The sequence below is a fragment of the Mesorhizobium sp. M1312 genome, from assembly GCF_040318115.1.
GTDB lineage: Bacteria > Pseudomonadota > Alphaproteobacteria > Rhizobiales > Rhizobiaceae > Mesorhizobium.
Genome location: NZ_JAMYLQ010000010.1, coordinates 111390 through 129515 on the forward strand (window position 1 = coordinate 111390; position 18126 = coordinate 129515).

At 60.9% G+C, this 18126-nt stretch carries 19 protein-coding genes and 1 pseudogene; 15 read left to right on the forward strand and 5 right to left on the reverse strand.

Annotated elements, in window-relative coordinates:
* Positions 1–254: 254 nt before the first annotated feature.
* The 3 genes from NKH36_RS14335 to NKH36_RS14345 form a co-directional block, all read right to left on the reverse strand.
* The gene (locus NKH36_RS14335; RefSeq protein ID WP_352959216.1) at positions 255–896 is read right to left on the reverse strand and encodes a nuclear transport factor 2 family protein; all 642 of its coding nucleotides are present in this window, start codon (positions 894–896) and stop codon (positions 255–257) included.
* Between the two features lie 212 nt (positions 897–1108).
* Complete coding sequence (locus NKH36_RS14340) at positions 1109–1321, reverse strand: ferredoxin (RefSeq protein ID WP_352959217.1); 213 nt, start codon at positions 1319–1321, stop codon at positions 1109–1111.
* Positions 1322–1361: 40 nt separating this feature from the next.
* Positions 1362–2579, reverse strand: a complete 1218-nt coding sequence (locus tag NKH36_RS14345) for a cytochrome P450 (protein WP_352959329.1) — start codon at positions 2577–2579, stop codon at positions 1362–1364.
* 436 nt (positions 2580–3015) lie between these two features.
* Between NKH36_RS14345 and NKH36_RS14350 the strand changes: the two are divergent.
* A pseudogene (locus tag NKH36_RS14350) lies at positions 3016–3356 on the forward strand (hypothetical protein).
* A gap of 90 nt (positions 3357–3446) precedes the next feature.
* Here the strand turns inward: NKH36_RS14350 and NKH36_RS14355 are convergent.
* Both NKH36_RS14355 and hemP read right to left on the reverse strand, forming a co-directional pair.
* Complete coding sequence (locus NKH36_RS14355; RefSeq protein ID WP_352959219.1) at positions 3447–4514, reverse strand: hemin-degrading factor; 1068 nt, start codon at positions 4512–4514, stop codon at positions 3447–3449.
* Positions 4515–4546: 32 nt separating this feature from the next.
* Positions 4547–4915 (reverse strand): hemin uptake protein HemP, encoded by a 369-nt coding sequence (gene hemP / locus NKH36_RS14360; RefSeq protein ID WP_352959220.1) that lies wholly within the window; start codon positions 4913–4915, stop codon positions 4547–4549.
* 327 nt (positions 4916–5242) lie between these two features.
* On the opposite strand from hemP, the gene NKH36_RS14365 reads away from it, so the two are divergent.
* The 14 genes from NKH36_RS14365 to NKH36_RS14430 all read left to right on the forward strand — a co-directional run bounded on the left by NKH36_RS14365 (position 5243) and on the right by NKH36_RS14430 (position 18085).
* The gene (locus NKH36_RS14365; protein WP_352959221.1) at positions 5243–5563 is read left to right on the forward strand and encodes a HesB/IscA family protein; all 321 of its coding nucleotides are present in this window, start codon (positions 5243–5245) and stop codon (positions 5561–5563) included.
* Positions 5564–6022: 459 nt separating this feature from the next.
* On the forward strand, positions 6023–7240 hold the full coding sequence (gene nifS, locus NKH36_RS14370) for a cysteine desulfurase NifS (RefSeq protein ID WP_352959222.1): 1218 nt from the start codon (positions 6023–6025) through the stop codon (positions 7238–7240).
* Complete coding sequence (gene nifV, locus NKH36_RS14375) at positions 7237–8445, forward strand: homocitrate synthase (protein WP_352959223.1); 1209 nt, start codon at positions 7237–7239, stop codon at positions 8443–8445. The genes nifS and nifV overlap by 4 nt, the downstream gene beginning before the upstream one ends.
* Positions 8442–8822: a nitrogenase stabilizing/protective protein NifW gene (gene nifW, locus NKH36_RS14380; protein WP_352959225.1), complete on the forward strand. Its 381-nt coding sequence runs from the start codon at positions 8442–8444 to the stop codon at positions 8820–8822. Before nifV ends, nifW begins: the two co-directional genes overlap by 4 nt.
* Before the next feature lie 193 nt (positions 8823–9015).
* Positions 9016–9867 (forward strand): electron transfer flavoprotein subunit beta/FixA family protein, encoded by an 852-nt coding sequence (locus NKH36_RS14385; protein WP_352959226.1) that lies wholly within the window; start codon positions 9016–9018, stop codon positions 9865–9867.
* Between the two features lie 18 nt (positions 9868–9885).
* Positions 9886–10995, forward strand: coding sequence for an electron transfer flavoprotein subunit alpha/FixB family protein (locus tag NKH36_RS14390; RefSeq protein WP_352959228.1), 1110 nt, complete (start codon positions 9886–9888; stop codon positions 10993–10995).
* A 9-nt stretch (positions 10996–11004) separates the two neighbouring features.
* Entirely contained in the window at positions 11005–12312 is a 1308-nt protein-coding gene (locus NKH36_RS14395) for an FAD-binding protein (RefSeq protein ID WP_352959229.1), read from the forward strand.
* An 11-nt stretch (positions 12313–12323) separates the two neighbouring features.
* Positions 12324–12623, forward strand: coding sequence for a ferredoxin family protein (locus NKH36_RS14400; RefSeq protein ID WP_023678245.1), 300 nt, complete (start codon positions 12324–12326; stop codon positions 12621–12623).
* Positions 12624–12805: 182 nt separating this feature from the next.
* Complete coding sequence (nifA, locus tag NKH36_RS14405; RefSeq protein ID WP_352959231.1) at positions 12806–14569, forward strand: nif-specific transcriptional activator NifA; 1764 nt, start codon at positions 12806–12808, stop codon at positions 14567–14569.
* Positions 14570–14807: 238 nt separating this feature from the next.
* Positions 14808–16286: a nitrogenase cofactor biosynthesis protein NifB gene (nifB, locus tag NKH36_RS14410; protein WP_352959233.1), complete on the forward strand. Its 1479-nt coding sequence runs from the start codon at positions 14808–14810 to the stop codon at positions 16284–16286.
* Between the two features lie 31 nt (positions 16287–16317).
* Positions 16318–16512, forward strand: coding sequence for a 4Fe-4S dicluster domain-containing protein (locus NKH36_RS14415; protein WP_352959234.1), 195 nt, complete (start codon positions 16318–16320; stop codon positions 16510–16512).
* Positions 16513–16611: 99 nt separating this feature from the next.
* A complete protein-coding gene (locus NKH36_RS14420; protein WP_352491475.1) occupies positions 16612–16932 on the forward strand; it encodes a nitrogen fixation protein NifZ in 321 nt (106 codons plus the stop codon).
* Positions 16929–17141: a putative nitrogen fixation protein NifT gene (gene nifT / locus NKH36_RS14425; protein WP_023678250.1), complete on the forward strand. Its 213-nt coding sequence runs from the start codon at positions 16929–16931 to the stop codon at positions 17139–17141. Before NKH36_RS14420 ends, nifT begins: the two co-directional genes overlap by 4 nt.
* A gap of 38 nt (positions 17142–17179) precedes the next feature.
* Positions 17180–18085, forward strand: a complete 906-nt coding sequence (locus NKH36_RS14430; protein ID WP_352959236.1) for an SIR2 family NAD-dependent protein deacylase — start codon at positions 17180–17182, stop codon at positions 18083–18085.
* The last annotated feature ends 41 nt before the right edge of the window (positions 18086–18126 follow it).

The following is an 18126-nucleotide window of genomic DNA, read 5'->3' on the forward strand; positions in this document are numbered from 1 at the left end:
CGTTGTTCTAGGCTAACGGCCAGTTGCAGGCCCATATGGGCTGTTCGTGGGTTCCGGCAGCGGTCCAACTCTCGATTTGACAGCCGAAGCTGGTGAGGGATCCGCCGAGGACAGGCGCTTGCCCCGAGCGGCTCTGCGGAGGTCCCGCAAATCGATGCACACCAGCGTCGTCGGCGGGCTCGTGGCGACAGAGAAGAACGCTGTCACCGTCACGCCGTCGCCGGGAGAAAAGGGCACTCCTATCGGTTGCATCCTCACCGGGCAGGCTTTCGCCGGGATCGCTGTGGCATTGCAAAGTTGTTGTACTCTGTTGTCCCCACTGCCGATGCGGCCTCCCACTCGAAACCTCTGAAGGCATCAGGGCGAGAAGGAATGCGACGCTTCTTAAGCGTGTAAACCGGATCGTGCGGATGCGGTGCTCCAATAGGCTGTCGCGGGCCGAACCGTTCTGCTTCAAGGACCGCTGGTGGGATCTGCTCCTCGAGCCAATCGTAGACCACTGTCCGTTCGGCAATCCGCCACTCCCCCTCCCTCTTGTGAAACAGATCGCAGTATCGGCCGCAGAGGAGCGCCTGGCGTACTTCTCCGTCGTTGTCCGGTCCGCGTTGCAGCGCGGTGAAATAGCTCTCGACCGCAGCCTCTGCCGAGCTGATGAATTCGATCAGGACGTTCGTGATCTGATGGATGTTGCGGGGTCCGCTCTTGAAGACGCTGAGCGCAAACCGGATGAAGCCCTCTGCCGAGCCGCAATTGGCCCGGTGATTGTCATGCGCATCGGGCCAGTACGCGCTGCGGAGCGCCGCTTCATCCGCGCGGTCTATTCCGCGGCAGTACCGATAGAGGCAGTCGCGGATCGCCTCACGGTCAAGTAGTTCGGCAATTTTCGCCTGGTCCATCGGCTCTGTCGCAATTGTGTGATTGGAAGAGGTGTTTCGGCAACCCGCGCCCTACAGTTTGCGCATCAGAGCACCTCAACGCCGGAGATGCGCCCCCTGCGCAGTTGGACGAGGACGGTGCCGGGACAGGGATTGCGCGCCGTCCTTTTCCCAGTGTGCGGCCACATGGTCGATCCCATTCAAGCCCGCCAGACTCTCGACTTGATGACGTCCTATTCAACCCGCGCAGCCGGTGTACGGTCGAGTTTCAGCGCCCGTTCGGGGCAGGATCGCGCGCCTCGCGATGCAGACAGCTCCTCCCCTTCCGCAACTTCAATGTCACCAGGCAGGATGTAACCCTCGTCATCAAGCTTGAAGATCTCCGGCGCTTGCGCCGCGCATCGCGCGTGACCCTGGCATTTGGCATTTTGGACGATGATGCGCATGGCGCTGCCTCCATTGTCTGTGCCCCGGCTCGGGGCGGGCCTAGGACCAGTCCAGGATCAAATTTTCGATCCCGAACACATGGCCGCCAGAGGTTATGGGCGCCGTACCCTGCTTGATCCTGAAAGCCGGGATGCGCGCCAGCCACTCCTCCAGGCCAATGACAATCTCGCGCCGGGCAAGGTGTGAGCCAAGGCAACGGTGGGGACCATAGCCAAAGGCTGCGTGGCGGTTGTCCTCCCGCTCCAAATCGATCGTGTTGGGGCATTCGAATTCCGCCGGGTCACGATTGGCAATCATCGTGGCGCAGGAAACATAGTCCCCCTTCCGGATCGGCGCGCCTTCGAAGTCGATATCTTTCGTAGCCACGCGGATCAACTGAATGGGCGGATAGGCCCGCAGCAATTCTTCGGTTGCGAGCGGGATGCGGTCCGGTTCGCTCCGCAGCAATTGCTGATCTTTGAGGTTGCGCGCGAGGAATGCCAAGTCAAAGCCTATAGCTGCCGCGACCGTGTCGAGCCCAGCGACGAAGACAAGCACGCCGATGCCGCGGACTTGGGTGTCCGTCAGCCGGCGGCCCTCGACCTGTGCCTGCACGATAAAGGTCATGAAATCGTCAACCGCCTCCTCGCGGCGCATGGCTGCAAGTTCGTCGATGAATGCCACGATCGTCCGGGCAGCCACAGGTCGTTCCGCATCGTCGCCGTGGAGCAGATCTTTCCCCCAGCCGACAAATGTATCGAGTCGGTCATCCGACAACCCCAGAAAGCGAAGAAAGGTGCTCACCGCGAAAGGAAAGGCAAAATCCTTCATCGCGTCGCAGCTTGTGCCCGATGCGACAATCCTATCGATCAGCATGATCGCTTGCTCGCGGACAGCCGGCTCCAACACCCTCACCCGCTTTGGCGAAAGCAGCGGACTGAGCAGTGAGCGAAAGACGCCATGGGCCGGTGGATCGAGCTCAAGCGGGATCGTCGGCCAGGTTTCACCCAGTATGGAGGAGAAGATGCTGCGATGGCTGGAAAAAGTCTCAGCGTCCTGCAGCACCTTGCGCTGGTCCGCGACACGGGTGATGACCCAGGTACCCCGGCCATCTTGCGTGTTGTAGCGGGAATAAAAGATCGGAGGCCCGTCATGGGCGCAAGCGACAGCTGCGTGTGGATCCCCGTTGGGCGTCGGTGACATCCCTGGTGACGTAAACAGGCTGAAGTCCCTCACCATTTCGGGCGGGACATGATCTGGAACGGGTTTGGTTGCCATTTTGCTTTCTCTACATTGGCGTTCATGGCTCGATTGAGATTGCACCGCTATTCATAAAGTCGATGTCCAGCATGGGTACGTCTCTTGTCGGGCCCCTTCTACATTCTGTCGCCCGATACAGCCCACCTGCACCAGCGCGGATAGATCGGTTGCGAAGTCAATCAGAAGGGGCATCTCCGCCGCGCTGCGGTCATGAAGCAAAGCCGCCGCTTATCCCCGTTAGGGTTGAGAGGCTGGTCAATGACCGCTGAGCTCCGTGACGCACTGCTGATGCCCTGCTGATCAAATTGTCGAAGCAAGTCGCGTGCCGGATAGGCGTACCCATGGCGCTGCACCAAGCGATGCCAGCCTGCACTGGGCCCGCCGCCGCTAAGTTGATGGTCACCTGTCCATCATTCTTAGGACAACGTCCGACAACCGACATCCACGGTCGGTTTTGTCGAGTCCGCGACATCGGGCTGTTCGGCCTGGCTGCTGCTGCACCGCCTTCCGGTCGACGAGCGAGAAGATCGCTCGCACGGCCCGGATTGAGCAACGACGCGATCCAGCGCAAGGATCGGGTGCGGTCCGACAAGACTCAGCGGCGCTTGCGCGCGATGATCGAAATTATCAACAAGGTCGAGCCGCGCTTCGGTTCGGCGCTGATGGCGTATGCGTTGTATCGCTCGCAGCCGCAGCAAGGCTTTCCGGTTAGACGGCGATGCACTCGTGCCCAGCGGTCCGCCCGGCGACGAGCTTGACTGTATCGATGCGGTCAATTCCGGCGTGCACACCTGACCGTCCGTATGCGCTACGACCTCGCAGCCGCTGTCGCAACGTGGTGCCGAGTCCTATGGCAGCCGGTTCAACCCGAGGCCTGTCGGCACTCTAAACATCCCTGTCGGTCGGACCGGGAACGCGTGGCAGACTCTCGGCCAGAAACCGCCAGTCGCTGCGCTCGCGTTCGCCTTCCTTGCGCGTGCCGAAGAACTGGATGATCATCTTGCCGTCGGCGCCATAGGCTTCAATGGACGTGACGTGACCATCCCTCGTCGGCTTGCGCACGGCCCAGACCTCGCGGATGTGATGGGTCCTAAGATGCAGATGGAAGGTCTCGTCGAGCACATTGATCCGCGGCCCGATCTGCTTGACCGACTTGATCGGGCCGGAATGGATCTGGATGCAACCACGATTGCCGACAAAGCACATGATCGGCATCTCGTCTTCGGCAGCCTGTTGGAACAGGGCGCCAACGGCATCATTGTCGAGCAGCCAGGCGTAATCCTCGTCGGCCATACGCATCGCCTGACAGCGGCTGAGCTTCAGTGTCTTCAACATATGGTAGAACTGATGCACGTCGCTCAGCCGGCTCCAGTGCTCGCGTAGGTCGTCGACCGTGGCGGCTTGGTCTGGACTCACTGCGTTATCGCGCGCCCCGCTCGCCTCGATCGATATGATCGGCTCCTGGTCGGAGGATACGAGTTCTGCCGCCAGATTCTGATAGGCGTGCAGGTTCGAGGCGGGCCTGAGATGTACTTTGTGCATCGCCTCGCCGGTGGCATCAAAGAATTGCAGGCTGCGGCGGATCTCGGCTCCCTCGCGCTTCTCGACGGCGAAGCCATACGCCCACGCTTTCCGGAAGATGCGCAGGTCGATGTCGTCGCCGAGCACCATGGCATGCTGGTTGCCGGTGACCACTTTGTCGTAGACGCCGATCTTTTCGTGCACGGCACTTTCGTTCCGGGTGAGCGCCATCACCTCGCCGACCGCTTCGAGGCCGGTCAGCAGATCATCGACGCGCGGCTCGATGCGCACCGCGCCGTGACCACAATGCGCCGCGACCAATTCGGCTTCCGAAATGCCCAATCGAGCGGCGAGATCATGCTCCCGGATTTTCGGATTGTCTTCGCACGCCCGCCGGATTTCGTCCGGCGACGGTTTCTCGCACTGGTCCATGTCTTACCCCTGCTTCCACCTACGTGTAAGGATCAGCTGCCCTGCCGGGGAATCTTCAGCCGATAGGGCGTGCCGTAGTGCTGCACCCTGATCTGCTGCTGGCCCGTGAACAAAGTGTCGCTGGACAGCGTGCGCACGTCGTCGCACCCGCGCGAAGACCGGGGGTGCTGCCGGAGCGGCGAGACCCGAGTGATACGAGCAGGCACATGCCGATGGGATCCCATCGAGCCGGTCGGCGGCCACTGGGCGGTGGTGAGCGATTGTGGGTGTTGTCGCAATCGGCCAATCGGGCATTCGGATGCCACGGGCGGCGCTGCTTTGCCAAACAAAGCGTATCTGACCCAGTCCTGACATGTTGCTCCCTTGCTTCGCCCCATCGATCGCGAGGGCACCCACGACATGATTGTGGATCGGCAGTCTCTTGCCGCCTCGCCAAATGGAGCTTCAAAAACCGTGCCAATTGCGCCGAAGCAAGCTCAGAAGAAGTCTTCTGTACGATGGTCATTGGTTTAATGTGAGTTCAGCCAAGAACTCAGGCCCAACATCCCGCGTGGCGGACCCGACAAACCCGACAGTAGGTGTCGGTTGGCCGACACCTTCGCAGCAATGGACTCACAAGAACCACGGCAGTGTCAGAGATGCCGCGCTGTGTTGAAACGTTTTTTCGCTTTGGCACGGTGCATGCAACGTGATGCGCAAGCAGGTCCCGGACTGAGGAGAATGGAGCTATGATTACGCTCACCGACAACGCTGTTGCCGCCATCAAGACTGCTCTTTCCCGCGCCAGCGAGCCGGCGGAAGGCTTTCGCATCATGGTCCAGGCCGGCGGCTGCGCCGGCTTCAAATACTTAATGGGCCTGGAGAGCGTGTCGCGCGAGGGCGACGCGATCACTGAGACAGATGGGATCAAGCTGTTCGTGGACGCGGGCTCCCAACCCCATGTCGCCGGCATGACCGTCGACTTCCTCACCGGGCTCGAAACTTCCGGCTTTGTCTTCGATAACCCCAACGCGCGCGAGAAGTGCGGCTGCGGCAAGTCCTTCAGTTGATCGCCCAGCGCCTGTGCGGGTCCATGAAGCGATTGCCGCCGACGGACTCATTTGCGGCAGAGGAGGCTTATATGGCCGGCACAACAAATGTCCCCGTCCTCAAGAACAAGGCAAGGTCGAAGCCGATCTTGGGACCGGCAATCGCTTCCGGTAGGATGCAAAGAACGTCGCCTCCCGAAACAGTTCGGTTCCTGGTGGCACCCGAGCTGCTGGCGGCCAAATCGCGCCGCTGCGCCAAATTCGGCTTATCGATAACGTTGTCGCGTTCGGGCGTCCTTACCTGCGGGCTGACGGCGGCCACTGCGAACCTGTCCATATCGACGGAGATCCGGTCTGCGTCAACGGTCCGGCGTCTGCGCCGGCTGCCAGTTCAGGCCCATTATCATCAACGGCATGCGCCAGAGGCTCAATGAGGCGGTCTCGCGCTCTCGTCATTCCGGTAAACTGAGGATCGCACCTATGAAGCCTGTCTACCTCGACAACAACGCAACCACACGGGTCGATCCTGAGGTCGTGCAAGCGATGTTGCCGTTCTTTAGGGATCAATTCGGCAACCCTTCGTCGGCGCACGCTCTTGGCGCCTCAGTCAGTGCGGCGGTGAGAAAGGCGCGGAGGCAGTTGCAAGCGCTGATCGGCGCGGAGTCCGACGATGAGATCACCTTCACCTCGGGTGGGACAGAAAGCGACAATGCAGCACTTCTTTCGGCGCTCGAGGCGGCGCCCAACCGAACCGAGATCGTGACGTCCGCGGTCGAGCATCCCGCCGTGCTGACGCTCTGCGCGCATCTTGAGAAGACCCGCCGCGTCAAGGTGCACAGGATCCCGGTGGATTGCCGTGGCCGGCTCGACCTCGACGCCTATATGGCCGCCCTCACCCCACAGGTGGCAATCGTCTCGATAATGTGGGCGAACAACGAGACTGGTGTGATCTTCCCCGTGGCCAGGCTTGCCGAGTTGGCCAAGGAAGTGGGCGCCCTTTTCCATACCGATGCTGTGCAGGCGGTCGGCAAGCTTCCGATGGACCTGAAGTCGACCGCAATCGACATGCTGTCGCTCTCCGGCCACAAGCTGCACGGGCCGAAAGGGATCGGCGCGCTTTTCGTAAAACGTGGCGTCAACTTCCACTCGCTGATCAAGGGGGGCCACCAAGAACACAACCGGCGTGCTGGCACCGAGAATACGCCCGGCATAGTCGGGCTCGGCACGGCGGCCGAACTCGCCTTGAAATTCATGGACGACGAGACCACACGGGTAAAGTCGCTCCGCGATCGCCTGGAGGACGGGATTCTCCAGCGCATTCCAAGCACCTGTGTCACTGGTGATCCCCTGCAACGGTTGCCCAACACCGCAAACATCTCCTTCGAACATGTCGAAAGTGATGGAATTCCACTTCTCCTCAGCCGCGTGGGCATCGCGTGTTCCTCCGGCTCGGCCTGCACCTCCGGTTCGCTGGAACCGAGCCATGTCCTGAGCGCGATGAAAACGCCACACGCGGCAGTCCGCTTCTCCTTGGCGCGGGACAACGGCGAAGAGGACGTCGACCGGGTGCTCGAGGTCATGCCGGGAATCGTGGGGAAGCTGCGTAGCTTTCCCAGTTCTGGGCCGGGTAAGCGAAGCTCCGAAGACGTTCAATCCGGTCTATGCCTGAGCGGCAGTAGAACAGGCTACCGTTCATGACGCGTCATGTCTTTCTCAACGATACGACCTTGCGCGATGGCGAGCAGGCGCCCGGCGTCGCCTTTACCACGACGGAAAAGCTGGAGATCGCCGAGTCTCTTGCGGCGGCCGGCGTCACAGAGATCGAGATCGGCACGCCGGTCATGGGCGCCGACGAGATCGAAACAATTCGCGCCGTGGTCGCGCGGCGTCTCCCGGTTCGGCTCATGGCTTGGTGCCGGATGACGTCGCTGGATCTCGATGCAGCGATCGAGAGCGGCGTCCACGCCGTCAATCTATCGCTGCCTGCGTCGGACATCCAACTTGCCGCCAAGCTCGGCCTCGATAAGGCGGGAGCGCTCCAGGTCATCGAGCATATGGTCAGGCGCGCAGCCGCCGCCGGCTTCTTCGTCGCGGTGGGCTGCGAGGATGCCTCGCGGGCCAATCGGGATCATCTCGCCCGCGTCATCGAGACGGCTGCACGCGCCGGCGCAAGCCGCGTCAGGCTAGCCGACACAGTCGGTGTTCTCGACCCGTTTTCGACCTTCGAACTTGTCGCCCAGCTCGTGGCGCAGTCTCCAATCGACCTTGAATTTCATGCGCACAACGATCTCGGACTTGCTGCCGCCAACACGCTGGCCGCGATCCGCGCAGGCACGCGCCATGCCTCCGTCACCGTCCTGGGGCTCGGCGAGCGTGCGGGCAATGCCGCGCTGGAAGAGGTGGCCGCCGCGATGGCGGTCCTCGACGGCGCTGATACCGGCATCGAGCTGACCGCATTGCCCGACCTCGCCGCCCAGGTGGCTTGGGCCTCCCGCCGGCAAATCGCGGCCATTAAGCCGGTCGTCGGCGCCGATGTTTTCACCCACGAATCCGGCATTCACGTCGCAGGGCTGCTGAAGGACTCGCGTACTTATCAGGGGCTCGATCCGGCTCTCGTGGGCCGCTGCCGGCGTATCGTCATCGGCAAGCATTCCGGCGCCACTGCGATTGCCCATGTGCTGAGCGAAAGCGGTCGCGATCTCGACCCGGATCTGGCAGCCGCGATGGTGGCCCGCGTCCGGCGCGAGGCGGCCGAGACCAAATCGACCGTCACTGCAACTCAACTGGTCGAGCTCTACGATGGAATGTGCAGCGAGGCATCCCTCGCGGAGCTGTGCGGGTCCAGGTCAGCCGTGCGCGAGCCCACCGACACCACAGTTTTCCGACCAGGGAGAATGCAATGAATTGTTCCGCTGACAGCCGCCCCATCGATGTCACCGACATCCTCGCACGACTGAAGCGCCTGTCGGCCGCCGAGGAGTTCTTCGCAGTCCTTGGCGTCTCCTATGACCCGAAGGTGCTGAATGTCTCGCGGCTCCATATCATGAAGCGCGTGGGCCAATACCTTGCCGAAGAAGATTTCTCCGGTCTGCCCGACCAGGTGATTGCCGCGCGGGTGCGCGCGACGCTCGAACGCGCTTACGAGGACTTCGCGATTTCCTCGCCGCTCACGCATCGGGTCTTCAAGGTGCTCAAAGACCACGATCCGAACAAACCTGCCACGCCGGGCCGCACCTTTGTCCCGTTCGAGTCCGTACTGAAGCGGTTCGGACAGGAATGACTGCGACACGGGTTGCGACGCGACAATGTCGAGAAGCCGACAAATCCGGTCATCACCACGGTACGGCGCCTTCAGAAGCAACCAACCGAAGTTCTAGGAATAGGGGGCACGCAAAACAGTTGGCACGAATGATGCACACCTAGGAGATGAACCGCCAAGCCCGCATCCGGACAGGAGCCTAGAGAAACCGCCAATGCACATCGTAATCTGTATCAAGCAGGTGCCGGACTCGGCACAGATACGGGTCCATCCGGTGACGAACACGATCATGCGCCAGGGTGTTCCGACCATCATCAACCCTTACGACCTGTTCGCCCTCGAAGAAGCCCTCAGACTGCGCGACGCCTATGGTGGCGAAGTCACCGTGCTCACTATGGGTCCGCCCATGGCAGAGGACGCGCTGCGCAAGGCGCTCGGATACGGCGCCGACCGAGCGGTGCTCTTGACCGACCGCTATTTTGCCGGCTCCGACACGCTGGCGACCTCCTTCGCCCTTTCCCAGGCAATCGCGAAGGTTGGCGAGACGTTCGGCACGCCAGACCTCGTCTTCACCGGCAAGCAGACGATCGATGGCGACACCGCCCAGGTCGGGCCCGGCATCGCCAAGCGCCTCGAACTCCTGCAGCTGACCTATGTCGCGAAGATCGCCTCCATTGATATTGCTGCGCGCGAGATCAAGGTCGAGCGCCGCTCCGAAGGCGGCACACAGATGCTGAAGAGCAGTCTCCCTTGCCTGGTCACCATGCTGGAAGGCACAAACGAGATCCGCCGGGGCTCGATCCAGGACGCCCTGTGCGCCGCGCGCAGCCAGGTCTTGAAATGGAGTGCGGCCGACGCCGGCATTGAGGATCTCACCAAATGCGGCCTGCGCGGTTCACCGACGGTCGTCAAGCGCGTTTTCGCCCCTCCTGCGCGGGCGGAAAAGGCGGCAAAAATCGGCACCGCCGAGATGACCTTGCGCGATATCGCTGACGAACTCATCACGGCAATCTTCACCCGCCAGCCGGCATTGGAACATGAGCTCGCCTTCAACGGCGGCGCGTGAGAGGGCAAGGAGCAGACGATGTCGACCGCGAATCGAGAAACCCCTCGCCCTGCAGCCGGCCGTGCCGGCATAAAGAAGGAGCTGCCCGCGCATTTCAAGGACTACCGGCACGTTTGGGTTTTCATCGAGCTCGAACGCGGCCAGGTCCATCCCGTATCATTCGAACTGCTCGGCGAAGGTCGCAAGTTAGCCGACAAGCTTCAGGTACAGCTTGCGGGCGTCGTGCTTGGACCGCCGGGAGAGGCCATCGGGAACGCCGTTGCCGAAGCGTTCGCTTATGGCGCCGACCTTGTCTACATCGTCGAGGCGCCGCTGCTCGCCGACTATCGGAACGAGCCGTTCACCAAGGCGATGACGGATCTGGTCGATACGCACAAACCCGAAATCCTTCTTCTCGGTGCCACCACACTCGGCAGGGATCTTGCCGGCTCCGTGGCGACGACCTTGCAGACAGGGCTCACGGCCGACTGCACCGAACTCGATGTGGATGCCGACGGTTCGCTGGCGGCGACCCGTCCGACTTTCGGCGGTTCCTTGTTGTGCACGATCTATACACTCAATTTCCGCCCCCAGATGGCGACAGTGCGACCGAGGGTCATGCCCATGCCGCAGCGGGCGGATAAACCGGTCGGGCGTGTCATCCGGCACAAGCTCTCGGTAGCCGAGGACGAGATCGTTACCAAAGTGCTGGGCTTCCTGCCGGATAGTCAGTCGGCAAAGGCAAATCTTGCCTATGCCGACGTCGTGGTTGCGGGAGGCCTCGGTCTAGGCGCGGCGGAGAACCTGCAGCTTGTGAAGAATCTCGCGCGAGCTATTGGCGCCGAGCACGGCTGTTCGCGCCCGTTGGTCCAGAAGAGCTGGATGCCAGCTGATCGGCAGATCGGCCAAACTGGCAAGACCATCCGGCCGAAGCTTTACATAGCGGCCGGGATTTCCGGCGCGGTCCAGCATCGGGTTGGCGTCGAGGGGGCGGATCTCATCGTGGCCATCAACACCGACCCGAACGCGCCGATTTTCGATTTCGCCCACCTCGGGATCGTCACCGACGCGATCCGCTTCCTGCCCGCACTGACGGAAGCCTTCACGCGGCGGCTGTCGCCCCACAGTCGCGATAAGCTTGCGAGCTAAGGGATGGACATGACCGAGGAAAAATTCGACGCCATTGTTATTGGGGCCGGCATGTCCGGAAACGCAGCTGCTTACACCATGGCCAGTCACGGCCTGAAGGTGCTGCAGTTGGAGCGGGGTGAATATCCGGGCTCCAAGAATGTCCAGGGTGCCATCATGTACGCGAACATGCTGGAGAAAATCATCCCGGATTTCCGGGACGATGCGCCTCTCGAGCGGCATTTGGTTGAACAGCGGCTTTGGGTGATGGACGACACGTCCCATACCGGGATTCACTATCGGTCGGACGATTTTAATGAGGCCAAGCCCAACCGCTACACCATCATCCGTGCCCAGTTCGATAAATGGTTTTCGCGTAAGGTGCGCGAGGCCGGCGCGACGGTTCTGTGCGAGACGACCGTGACGGAACTCATCCGTGACGCCAAGGACAGGGTGGTCGGCGTCCGCACAGACCGGGCCGGCGGAGCCATCTACGCGGACGTGGTCGTTCTCGCAGAAGGTGTCTGCGGACTGCTTGGCACGCGGGCCGGCCTGCGCGAGATGCCGAAGCCGCAAACCGTGGCGCTCGCCGTCAAGGAAATGCATTTCCTGCCCGAAGAGGTCATTGAGCAGCGGTTCGGCCTCAAGGGCGATGAAGGCTGCGTGATCGAGGCGGTGGGCACGACCTCCCGCAGCATGGCCGGGCTCGGCTTTCTCTACACCAACAAGGAGTCGATCTCACTGGGCATTGGCTGCCTCGTCTCCGATTTCGCCGCGATGGTCGAGAGCCCTTACGTCCTCCTCGACGCCTTAAAAAGCCATCCTTCGATCCGGCCGCTGATCGCCGGCTCGGAAGTGAAAGAATATTCCGCGCATCTCATTCCCGAAGGCGGCTACAAGGCTATTCCGCAGCTCTTTGGCGACGGTTGGGTCGTGGTCGGCGATGCCGCGCAACTGAACAACGCCATTCACCGCGAGGGTTCGAACCTCGCCATGACCTCTGGCCGCATCGCGGCTGAGGCAATCGTCGAGGTCAAGAGCCGCAACGGTCCTATGACCATACGGAATCTCGCCCTCTACAAAGCCATGCTGGACAAGTCCTTCGTGGTCAAGGACCTAAGGAAATACAAAGACATGCCGGCCTTGCTCCACACCAACTCCTGCAATTACTTCACGACTTATCCGCGGTTGATGTCGCAAGCCGCGCAGAGCTTCATGCGTGTCGACGGCACGCCGAAGATCGAAAAGGAAAAGGCGACCACGGCGGCCTTCATCAAGGCGCGCTCGCGCTGGGGGCTGGTCAGCGACGCGGTCCGCCTTGCATTGGCGTGGCGCTGAGGGGAGACGAAATGACGATCGCAGTGACGAAGTCACGTGTCGAGGACAAGCTTTACCAGAACCGCTACTTGGTGGATTCCGGCCGTCCGCATATCAAAGTGCGACCGCACGAGAGGCCAAGCGCGAACTTGCTCGCGCTGACCCACGTCTGCCCGGCGAAATGTTATGAGTTGAACGACAAAGGTCAAGTGGAGATCACTGCCGACGGCTGCATGGAGTGCGGCACCTGCCGGATTTTGTGTGAGACCAGTGGCGAGATCGAGTGGAACTATCCACGCGGCGGCTTCGGAGTCCTCTTCAAATTCGGATGACCAACGCACGCACCGTATCAACAGGGTCAATCTTGGTACACCTGAGGTCGCGACCAACGCCAAGTCTATCTTTGCTTGGATCGCCTCGCAACGAAGAGAAGCTCGTGAATACTGTGCTTTCAGAATTCAGACTCAGATACAAAAGGAGGAGCACTCTGGACGACAACCCCTGAGGTGTTTCCATGGCTCACGTACCGCAAGATCGGGTCGACGAGGTAGCACCTCGGGATACCCGCCCTGAACCGCCCATCAAAAGCATGCCCCAAGCAGATATCGCGCTCAGGGGACTCTACGAGATATCGAAGGTGCTGACCGCCCCCAGCGAGCTGGAGATTACGCTCGCCAATGTCGTGAACATCCTGCCATCGTTTCTGCAGATGCGTCACGGAGCAATCGTCGTCCTGGACGCTGAAGGAGAGCCGGAGATTGCCGCAACTGCCGGCAATACCCACGCACCTCAATCAGGCACTCGCCGCGTCATACCACAGGCCGTAACCGATCAAATCGTCGCTACGGGGACGCCGCTCTTCATACCGGACGTCCGCAAGTCCCAACTATTTCAGGCTGACCTTCAAACGTCTTCAAGCAGCGGTACCATCCCAATTGCCTTTATCGGTATCCCGCTAAAGGCTGATCATAAGATCCTTGGGACATTGTCGATCGACCGCGCCGGAGACGGCGCCACCGACTTTCGCGACGACGAGGACACATACTTCCTGACGATGGTCGCCAACCTTGTCGGCCGGACCATCCGTCTCCATCGCATCCTGCGTACAGATCGTCAGCTGTCTGTCCATGAGCAATTCAGACCGGAGAAATCGCCCAACGAGGCGAGGACCTACGACCCTGCCCGGCATGCGGATGTCAAAATCGACGGGATCATCGGGGAAAGCCCCGCACTCAAGCAGGTGCTCGAAACCGTCTCGGTCGTAGCAGGGACAAATTCCACCGTGCTTCTGCGGGGTGAAAGCGGCACCGGCAAGGAATTTTTTGCGCAAGCCATCCATAAGCTCTCACGTCGGAGGAAGAAGTCTTTCGTCAAATTGAACTGCGCCGCACTGTCTGAAAGCGTTCTGGAGTCAGAACTGTTTGGGCATGAAAAGGGCGCTTTCACGGGTGCTATCTCCCAGCGCGCCGGTCGTTTTGAATTGGCAAATGAGGGAACGCTGCTACTTGATGAAATCGGCGAGATTTCGCCGGCCTTTCAAGCCAAGCTGTTGCGTGTCTTGCAGGAAGGCGAGTTGGAGCGAGTCGGCGGCACCAAAACGCTACAGGTCGACGTGCGCCTCATATGCGCCACCAACAAGGACCTCGAGACGGCCGTCATAAAAGGGGAGTTCAGGGCCGACCTTTATTACCGCATCAATGTGGTGCCAATTATTCTGCCTCCGCTGAGAGAGCGACCCGGCGATATTCCACGCCTTGCGAACGCCTTCCTCAACCGATTCAACAAGGAGAACGATCGCGCACTCGCCTTCGCGCCGTCGGCGCTTGACCTGATCTCGCAATGCTACTTCCCTGGTAACGTCCGCGAGCTGGAGAACTGCGTCCAAAGGACGGCCACACTTGCGCGTTCACGGACGATCACGCCATCCGATTTCGCCTGTAAGAAGAGCCAGTGCCTTTCCTGGCTCCTCTGGAAGCGAGCCGACCGCTCGAATGGCGGCAATGCCATCGACGATCTCGCACGGGTCAACGCAGTGCCGGTCGAATTGCGGCTGCCGGCCAGTCGCATCGGTGCCTCCGCAGGCAAGGTATCTCCCCTTACGGCCGGCGATCCGAACGATCCCGCTTGTCCCCCGCGTCTGACGGAACGCGACCGGCTGATCGACGCGATGGACAAGGCCGGTTGGGTTCAGGCCAGGGCGGCTCGTATCCTCGGCCTCACGCCGCGGCAAATCGGCTACGCCCTGCGCCGGCATGGTATCGAGGTGAAGAAATTCTAGACGTCGTGATGACGTCAAACGTAAGCCCGGAGTAGTCTCCCTCACACTCTGCGCGCCCAAGGCTGGTAGCCTTCGCGACCCGATTTGCTTGTCCACTGTCGGAAGCCCGACAAAGGTGTGTCGGAGCAATCCGACGGAATCCGACACGAAAGCCAATTCGTGAACCAAAACCGCTCTTTGAGCTGGCATAGCTCTTGCGGTTTGAACTGCGACATTCACCCAGCAACGGAGCCGTTCGATGTCCGCACCGGCAATTTCGCTTGAGAGCCCCAGCACGACATTCGGTGACCAGTTGCTTGCCACCGTGAAAGCCGGTGGCTGCGCATCTTCGTCCTGCGGCTCGTCGATAAAACCGGACGACACGGATCCGGCTATCTGGGAGAAGATCAAGGATCACCCCTGCTTTTCAGAAGAGGCGCATCACTATTTCGCGCGCATGCACGTCGCGGTCGCGCCCGGCTGCAATATCCAGTGCAACTACTGCAATCGCAAATATGACTGCGCCAACGAAAGCCGGCCTGGGGTGGTCTCCGAAAAGCTGACGCCCGACCAGGCGCTACGCAAGGTGGTCGCGGTCGCCAACGAGGTGCCGCAGCTCTCTGTGCTCGGCATCGCCGGACCGGGCGATGCCTGTTACGACTGGAAGAAGACGAAGGCAACGTTCGAACGAGTCGCGAGGGAAATCCCAGACATCAAGTTTTGCATCTCCACGAATGGGCTCGCGCTGCCGGACCATGTCGATGAGCTTGCCGACATGAATGTCGATCACGTGACGATCACCATCAACATGGTCGACCCTGAGGTCGGTGCAAAGATCTATCCTTGGATCTTTTACGACCATCGCCGCTACGTCGGCATCGAAGCCGCCCGGATCCTGCACGAGCGGCAGATGTTGGGTCTGGAGATGCTGACCGCGCGCGGCATCCTCACAAAAATCAATTCGGTGATGATCCCCGGCGTGAACGATGAGCATCTGATCGAGGTGAATAGATGGGTCAACGAGCGAGGCGCGTTCCTGCACAACCTCATGCCGCTGATTTCGGACCCGGCGCACGGCACACACTACGGACTGAGCGGGCAGCGCGGCCCAAACGCAATGGAGATGAAGGCTCTTCAGGATCGTGTCGAAGGCGGCGCCCAGTTGATGCGCCACTGCCGGCAGTGCCGGGCAGATGCCGTCGGCCTGCTCGGAGAAGATCGTGGCCAGGAATTCATCGCCGACCGGATTCCCGGCGAGGTCACTTACGATGCCAGCAAACGCAAGGCCTATCGGGAGTTGGTCGCGGAGGAGCGCCGTGATCACGTGGCGGCTAGGAGAGAAGCGATCGGAATGATCAAGGCAGCGGGCCCCAGCAAGTCCGTTCTCTTCGCCGTGGCGACTAAGGGCGGCGGCCGCGTCAATGAACATTTCGGCCATGCGAAGGAATTCCAGGTTTATCAAGCCTCGCCGAGAGGGATCAGCTTTGTCGGGCATCGGAAGGTGGAGCAGTATTGCCTCGGCGGCTGGGGCGGAGAAGCCGCCCTCGATGGCGTCATCGCAGCGCTTGAAGGCATAGATTTCGTGCTGTGCGCCAAGATCGGAAATTGCCCGCAGGATCAGCTCGCGGACGCTGGAATCCGAGCCACCGACGCTTATGCCCATGACTATATCGAGACCGCAATCAGCGCGATTTACGCCGCCGCGTGTGGGACCCCCGCACTCGCGGCGACGGCCTGAGCTGTCTCATTCATTCGGACCAGGAGTTAAAATGGCTTTCAAGATCATCGCATCCCAATGCACCCAATGCGGCGCCTGCGAATTCGAATGTCCTTCCGGCGCGATCAAGTTCAAAGGCGAGAGCTACGTGATCGAGCCGCACAAGTGCACCGAGTGCGAGGGGGTCTTCGATGCGCATCAATGTGCCTCGGTATGCCCGGTGCCGAAGACCTGTGTTCCTGCGTGACGGACATTGGGCTGCCGACATGGTCGGGGATGCCTTCGCAGGACGCCTGGAACGCCTTTGTTCACAATCTGCAGCCTCAAGAGAAATCAGGGAACGGACATGTCGCTTGGACGCGAAGAGGAGGTCGAAATCCGCAGGCCTCCACGATTCATGCCGGGAGAGCGGGTACGTGCCACTCGCCACATAAAGAATGACGGCACCTATCCTGGCAGGGAGATCGGCGAAAATCTCGTGCGGAAGGGCGACGAGGGATATGTGCGCGACATTGGCACCTTTCTCCAGCAGTTCTTCATCTATGCGGTCGAATGGATCGACCGTGGCACCGTCGTCGGCATGCGAGCGCGTGAACTGATGAGCCTCGACAAAGCCGAGGCGCCCTGCAGTGCTGAAAACAATACCAATGAAGGGACGGCCAGATGAAAGTCATGATCCGCAGGACCGATGCTGGCTTGTCGGCGTATGTCCCCAAAAAGGACCTCGAAGAGCCGATCATCAAGCTTGAGAAGGAAGAGTTGTGGGGCGGAACTGTGACGCTCAGGAACGGGTGGCGGCTCCTCCTACCCGACCTTCCACGGGATACGCGTCTGCCGATCACCGTCGAGGCAAGGAAGGTTTCCGAAGAGGACTGATGCTGCCCCTTGATAAGGTGCGTCGCGAGGAAACGAGCATGAACACGATCCTGACATCGGGCCACCTCGTCATCGTGCGGGACAGTTTTGCCGAAAAGCTGCTTGACCTGGCGAAGGAAGCGCTCGCCGGCGACGAGGTGATCCCCTATCTCGGTCCGGGTCTTCTTGGATTCAACTGTGCGGAACCGCCTGTGCCGCATACGCCGGAGGTCGTTGCCGCGGCACTCAATGCACGGGCGCCAGCCCCTTCCAGGATCCGCACCAATATGTGGTCGGTTGCGCAGTTCATCGAACAGCGCCGGCATCGCCGGACGCTTCAAGCTTGGATGACCGACATATTCGCAGCGCCGGTGGCGCCGACCCTCCTCCACGCCTGGCTCGCAAGGCTGCCGCTCTCTCTCATCGTCGACAGCTGGTACGACGGCGCGATGCGCACGGCTCTCGTAGAGACCGGCCGAACGGACGTCGTTGAGATACAAGGCGTCACGCGGGCGAACGAAATCCGGGACATTTGGACGAAAACCTACGATCTGTCCGGGAGGGAACTCGACCCCCGATCGGGGGCAAAGACGGTTCTCTATACACCTCACGGGAGTATTAGGCCGGCGCAAAACTTTCTCGTCGCAGATTCCGACTATGTCGAAGTCCTGACCGAAATCGATATCCAGACACCGATCCCAGACCTAGTGAAGGAACGGCGCATCACCCGTGGATTTTTCCTCGTTGGCTGCCGCTTCAACGATCAGATGCTGCGCACCTACGCCAGGCAGATCATGAAGCGCTCCCGAGGTCCACATTGCGCGGTAATGGACGCGGAAACGCTGACCAGAAACGAAGCGCGTTTCCTTGCGGCAAGCGGAATCACGGTGATCGACATGCCAGTAAGTGAAGCCGCGGCTCGGCTTATTGGAACGGGCACTGCTGCAGGTGGTGGACAGGATTAACAATGGCGGGCCCCTTTGATGATTGGTCCTTCGGCTTGCCT

What these genes read in the sequence shown, in the direction of transcription:
- nifS (WP_352959222.1), top strand. Translation starts at nt 6,023, where the DNA reads ATGAAGCCTGTCTACCTCGACAACAACGCAACCACACGGGTCGATCCT.
- nifB (WP_352959233.1), top strand. Translation starts at nt 14,808, where the DNA reads ATGTCCGCACCGGCAATTTCGCTTGAGAGCCCCAGCACGACATTCGGT.
- NKH36_RS14340 (WP_352959217.1), bottom strand. Translation starts at nt 1,321, where the DNA reads ATGCGCATCATCGTCCAAAATGCCAAATGCCAGGGTCACGCGCGATGC.
- NKH36_RS14365 (WP_352959221.1), top strand. Translation starts at nt 5,243, where the DNA reads ATGATTACGCTCACCGACAACGCTGTTGCCGCCATCAAGACTGCTCTT.
- NKH36_RS14345 (WP_352959329.1), bottom strand. Translation starts at nt 2,579, where the DNA reads ATGGCAACCAAACCCGTTCCAGATCATGTCCCGCCCGAAATGGTGAGG.
- nifA (WP_352959231.1), top strand. Translation starts at nt 12,806, where the DNA reads ATGGCTCACGTACCGCAAGATCGGGTCGACGAGGTAGCACCTCGGGAT.
- NKH36_RS14395 (WP_352959229.1), top strand. Translation starts at nt 11,005, where the DNA reads ATGACCGAGGAAAAATTCGACGCCATTGTTATTGGGGCCGGCATGTCC.
- nifV (WP_352959223.1), top strand. Translation starts at nt 7,237, where the DNA reads ATGACGCGTCATGTCTTTCTCAACGATACGACCTTGCGCGATGGCGAG.
- NKH36_RS14390 (WP_352959228.1), top strand. Translation starts at nt 9,886, where the DNA reads ATGTCGACCGCGAATCGAGAAACCCCTCGCCCTGCAGCCGGCCGTGCC.
- NKH36_RS14355 (WP_352959219.1), bottom strand. Translation starts at nt 4,514, where the DNA reads ATGGACCAGTGCGAGAAACCGTCGCCGGACGAAATCCGGCGGGCGTGC.
- NKH36_RS14420 (WP_352491475.1), top strand. Translation starts at nt 16,612, where the DNA reads ATGTCGCTTGGACGCGAAGAGGAGGTCGAAATCCGCAGGCCTCCACGA.
- NKH36_RS14335 (WP_352959216.1), bottom strand. Translation starts at nt 896, where the DNA reads ATGGACCAGGCGAAAATTGCCGAACTACTTGACCGTGAGGCGATCCGC.
- NKH36_RS14430 (WP_352959236.1), top strand. Translation starts at nt 17,180, where the DNA reads ATGAACACGATCCTGACATCGGGCCACCTCGTCATCGTGCGGGACAGT.
- nifW (WP_352959225.1), top strand. Translation starts at nt 8,442, where the DNA reads ATGAATTGTTCCGCTGACAGCCGCCCCATCGATGTCACCGACATCCTC.
- NKH36_RS14415 (WP_352959234.1), top strand. Translation starts at nt 16,318, where the DNA reads ATGGCTTTCAAGATCATCGCATCCCAATGCACCCAATGCGGCGCCTGC.
- nifT (WP_023678250.1), top strand. Translation starts at nt 16,929, where the DNA reads ATGAAAGTCATGATCCGCAGGACCGATGCTGGCTTGTCGGCGTATGTC.
- hemP (WP_352959220.1), bottom strand. Translation starts at nt 4,915, where the DNA reads ATGTCGTGGGTGCCCTCGCGATCGATGGGGCGAAGCAAGGGAGCAACA.
- NKH36_RS14385 (WP_352959226.1), top strand. Translation starts at nt 9,016, where the DNA reads ATGCACATCGTAATCTGTATCAAGCAGGTGCCGGACTCGGCACAGATA.
- NKH36_RS14400 (WP_023678245.1), top strand. Translation starts at nt 12,324, where the DNA reads ATGACGATCGCAGTGACGAAGTCACGTGTCGAGGACAAGCTTTACCAG.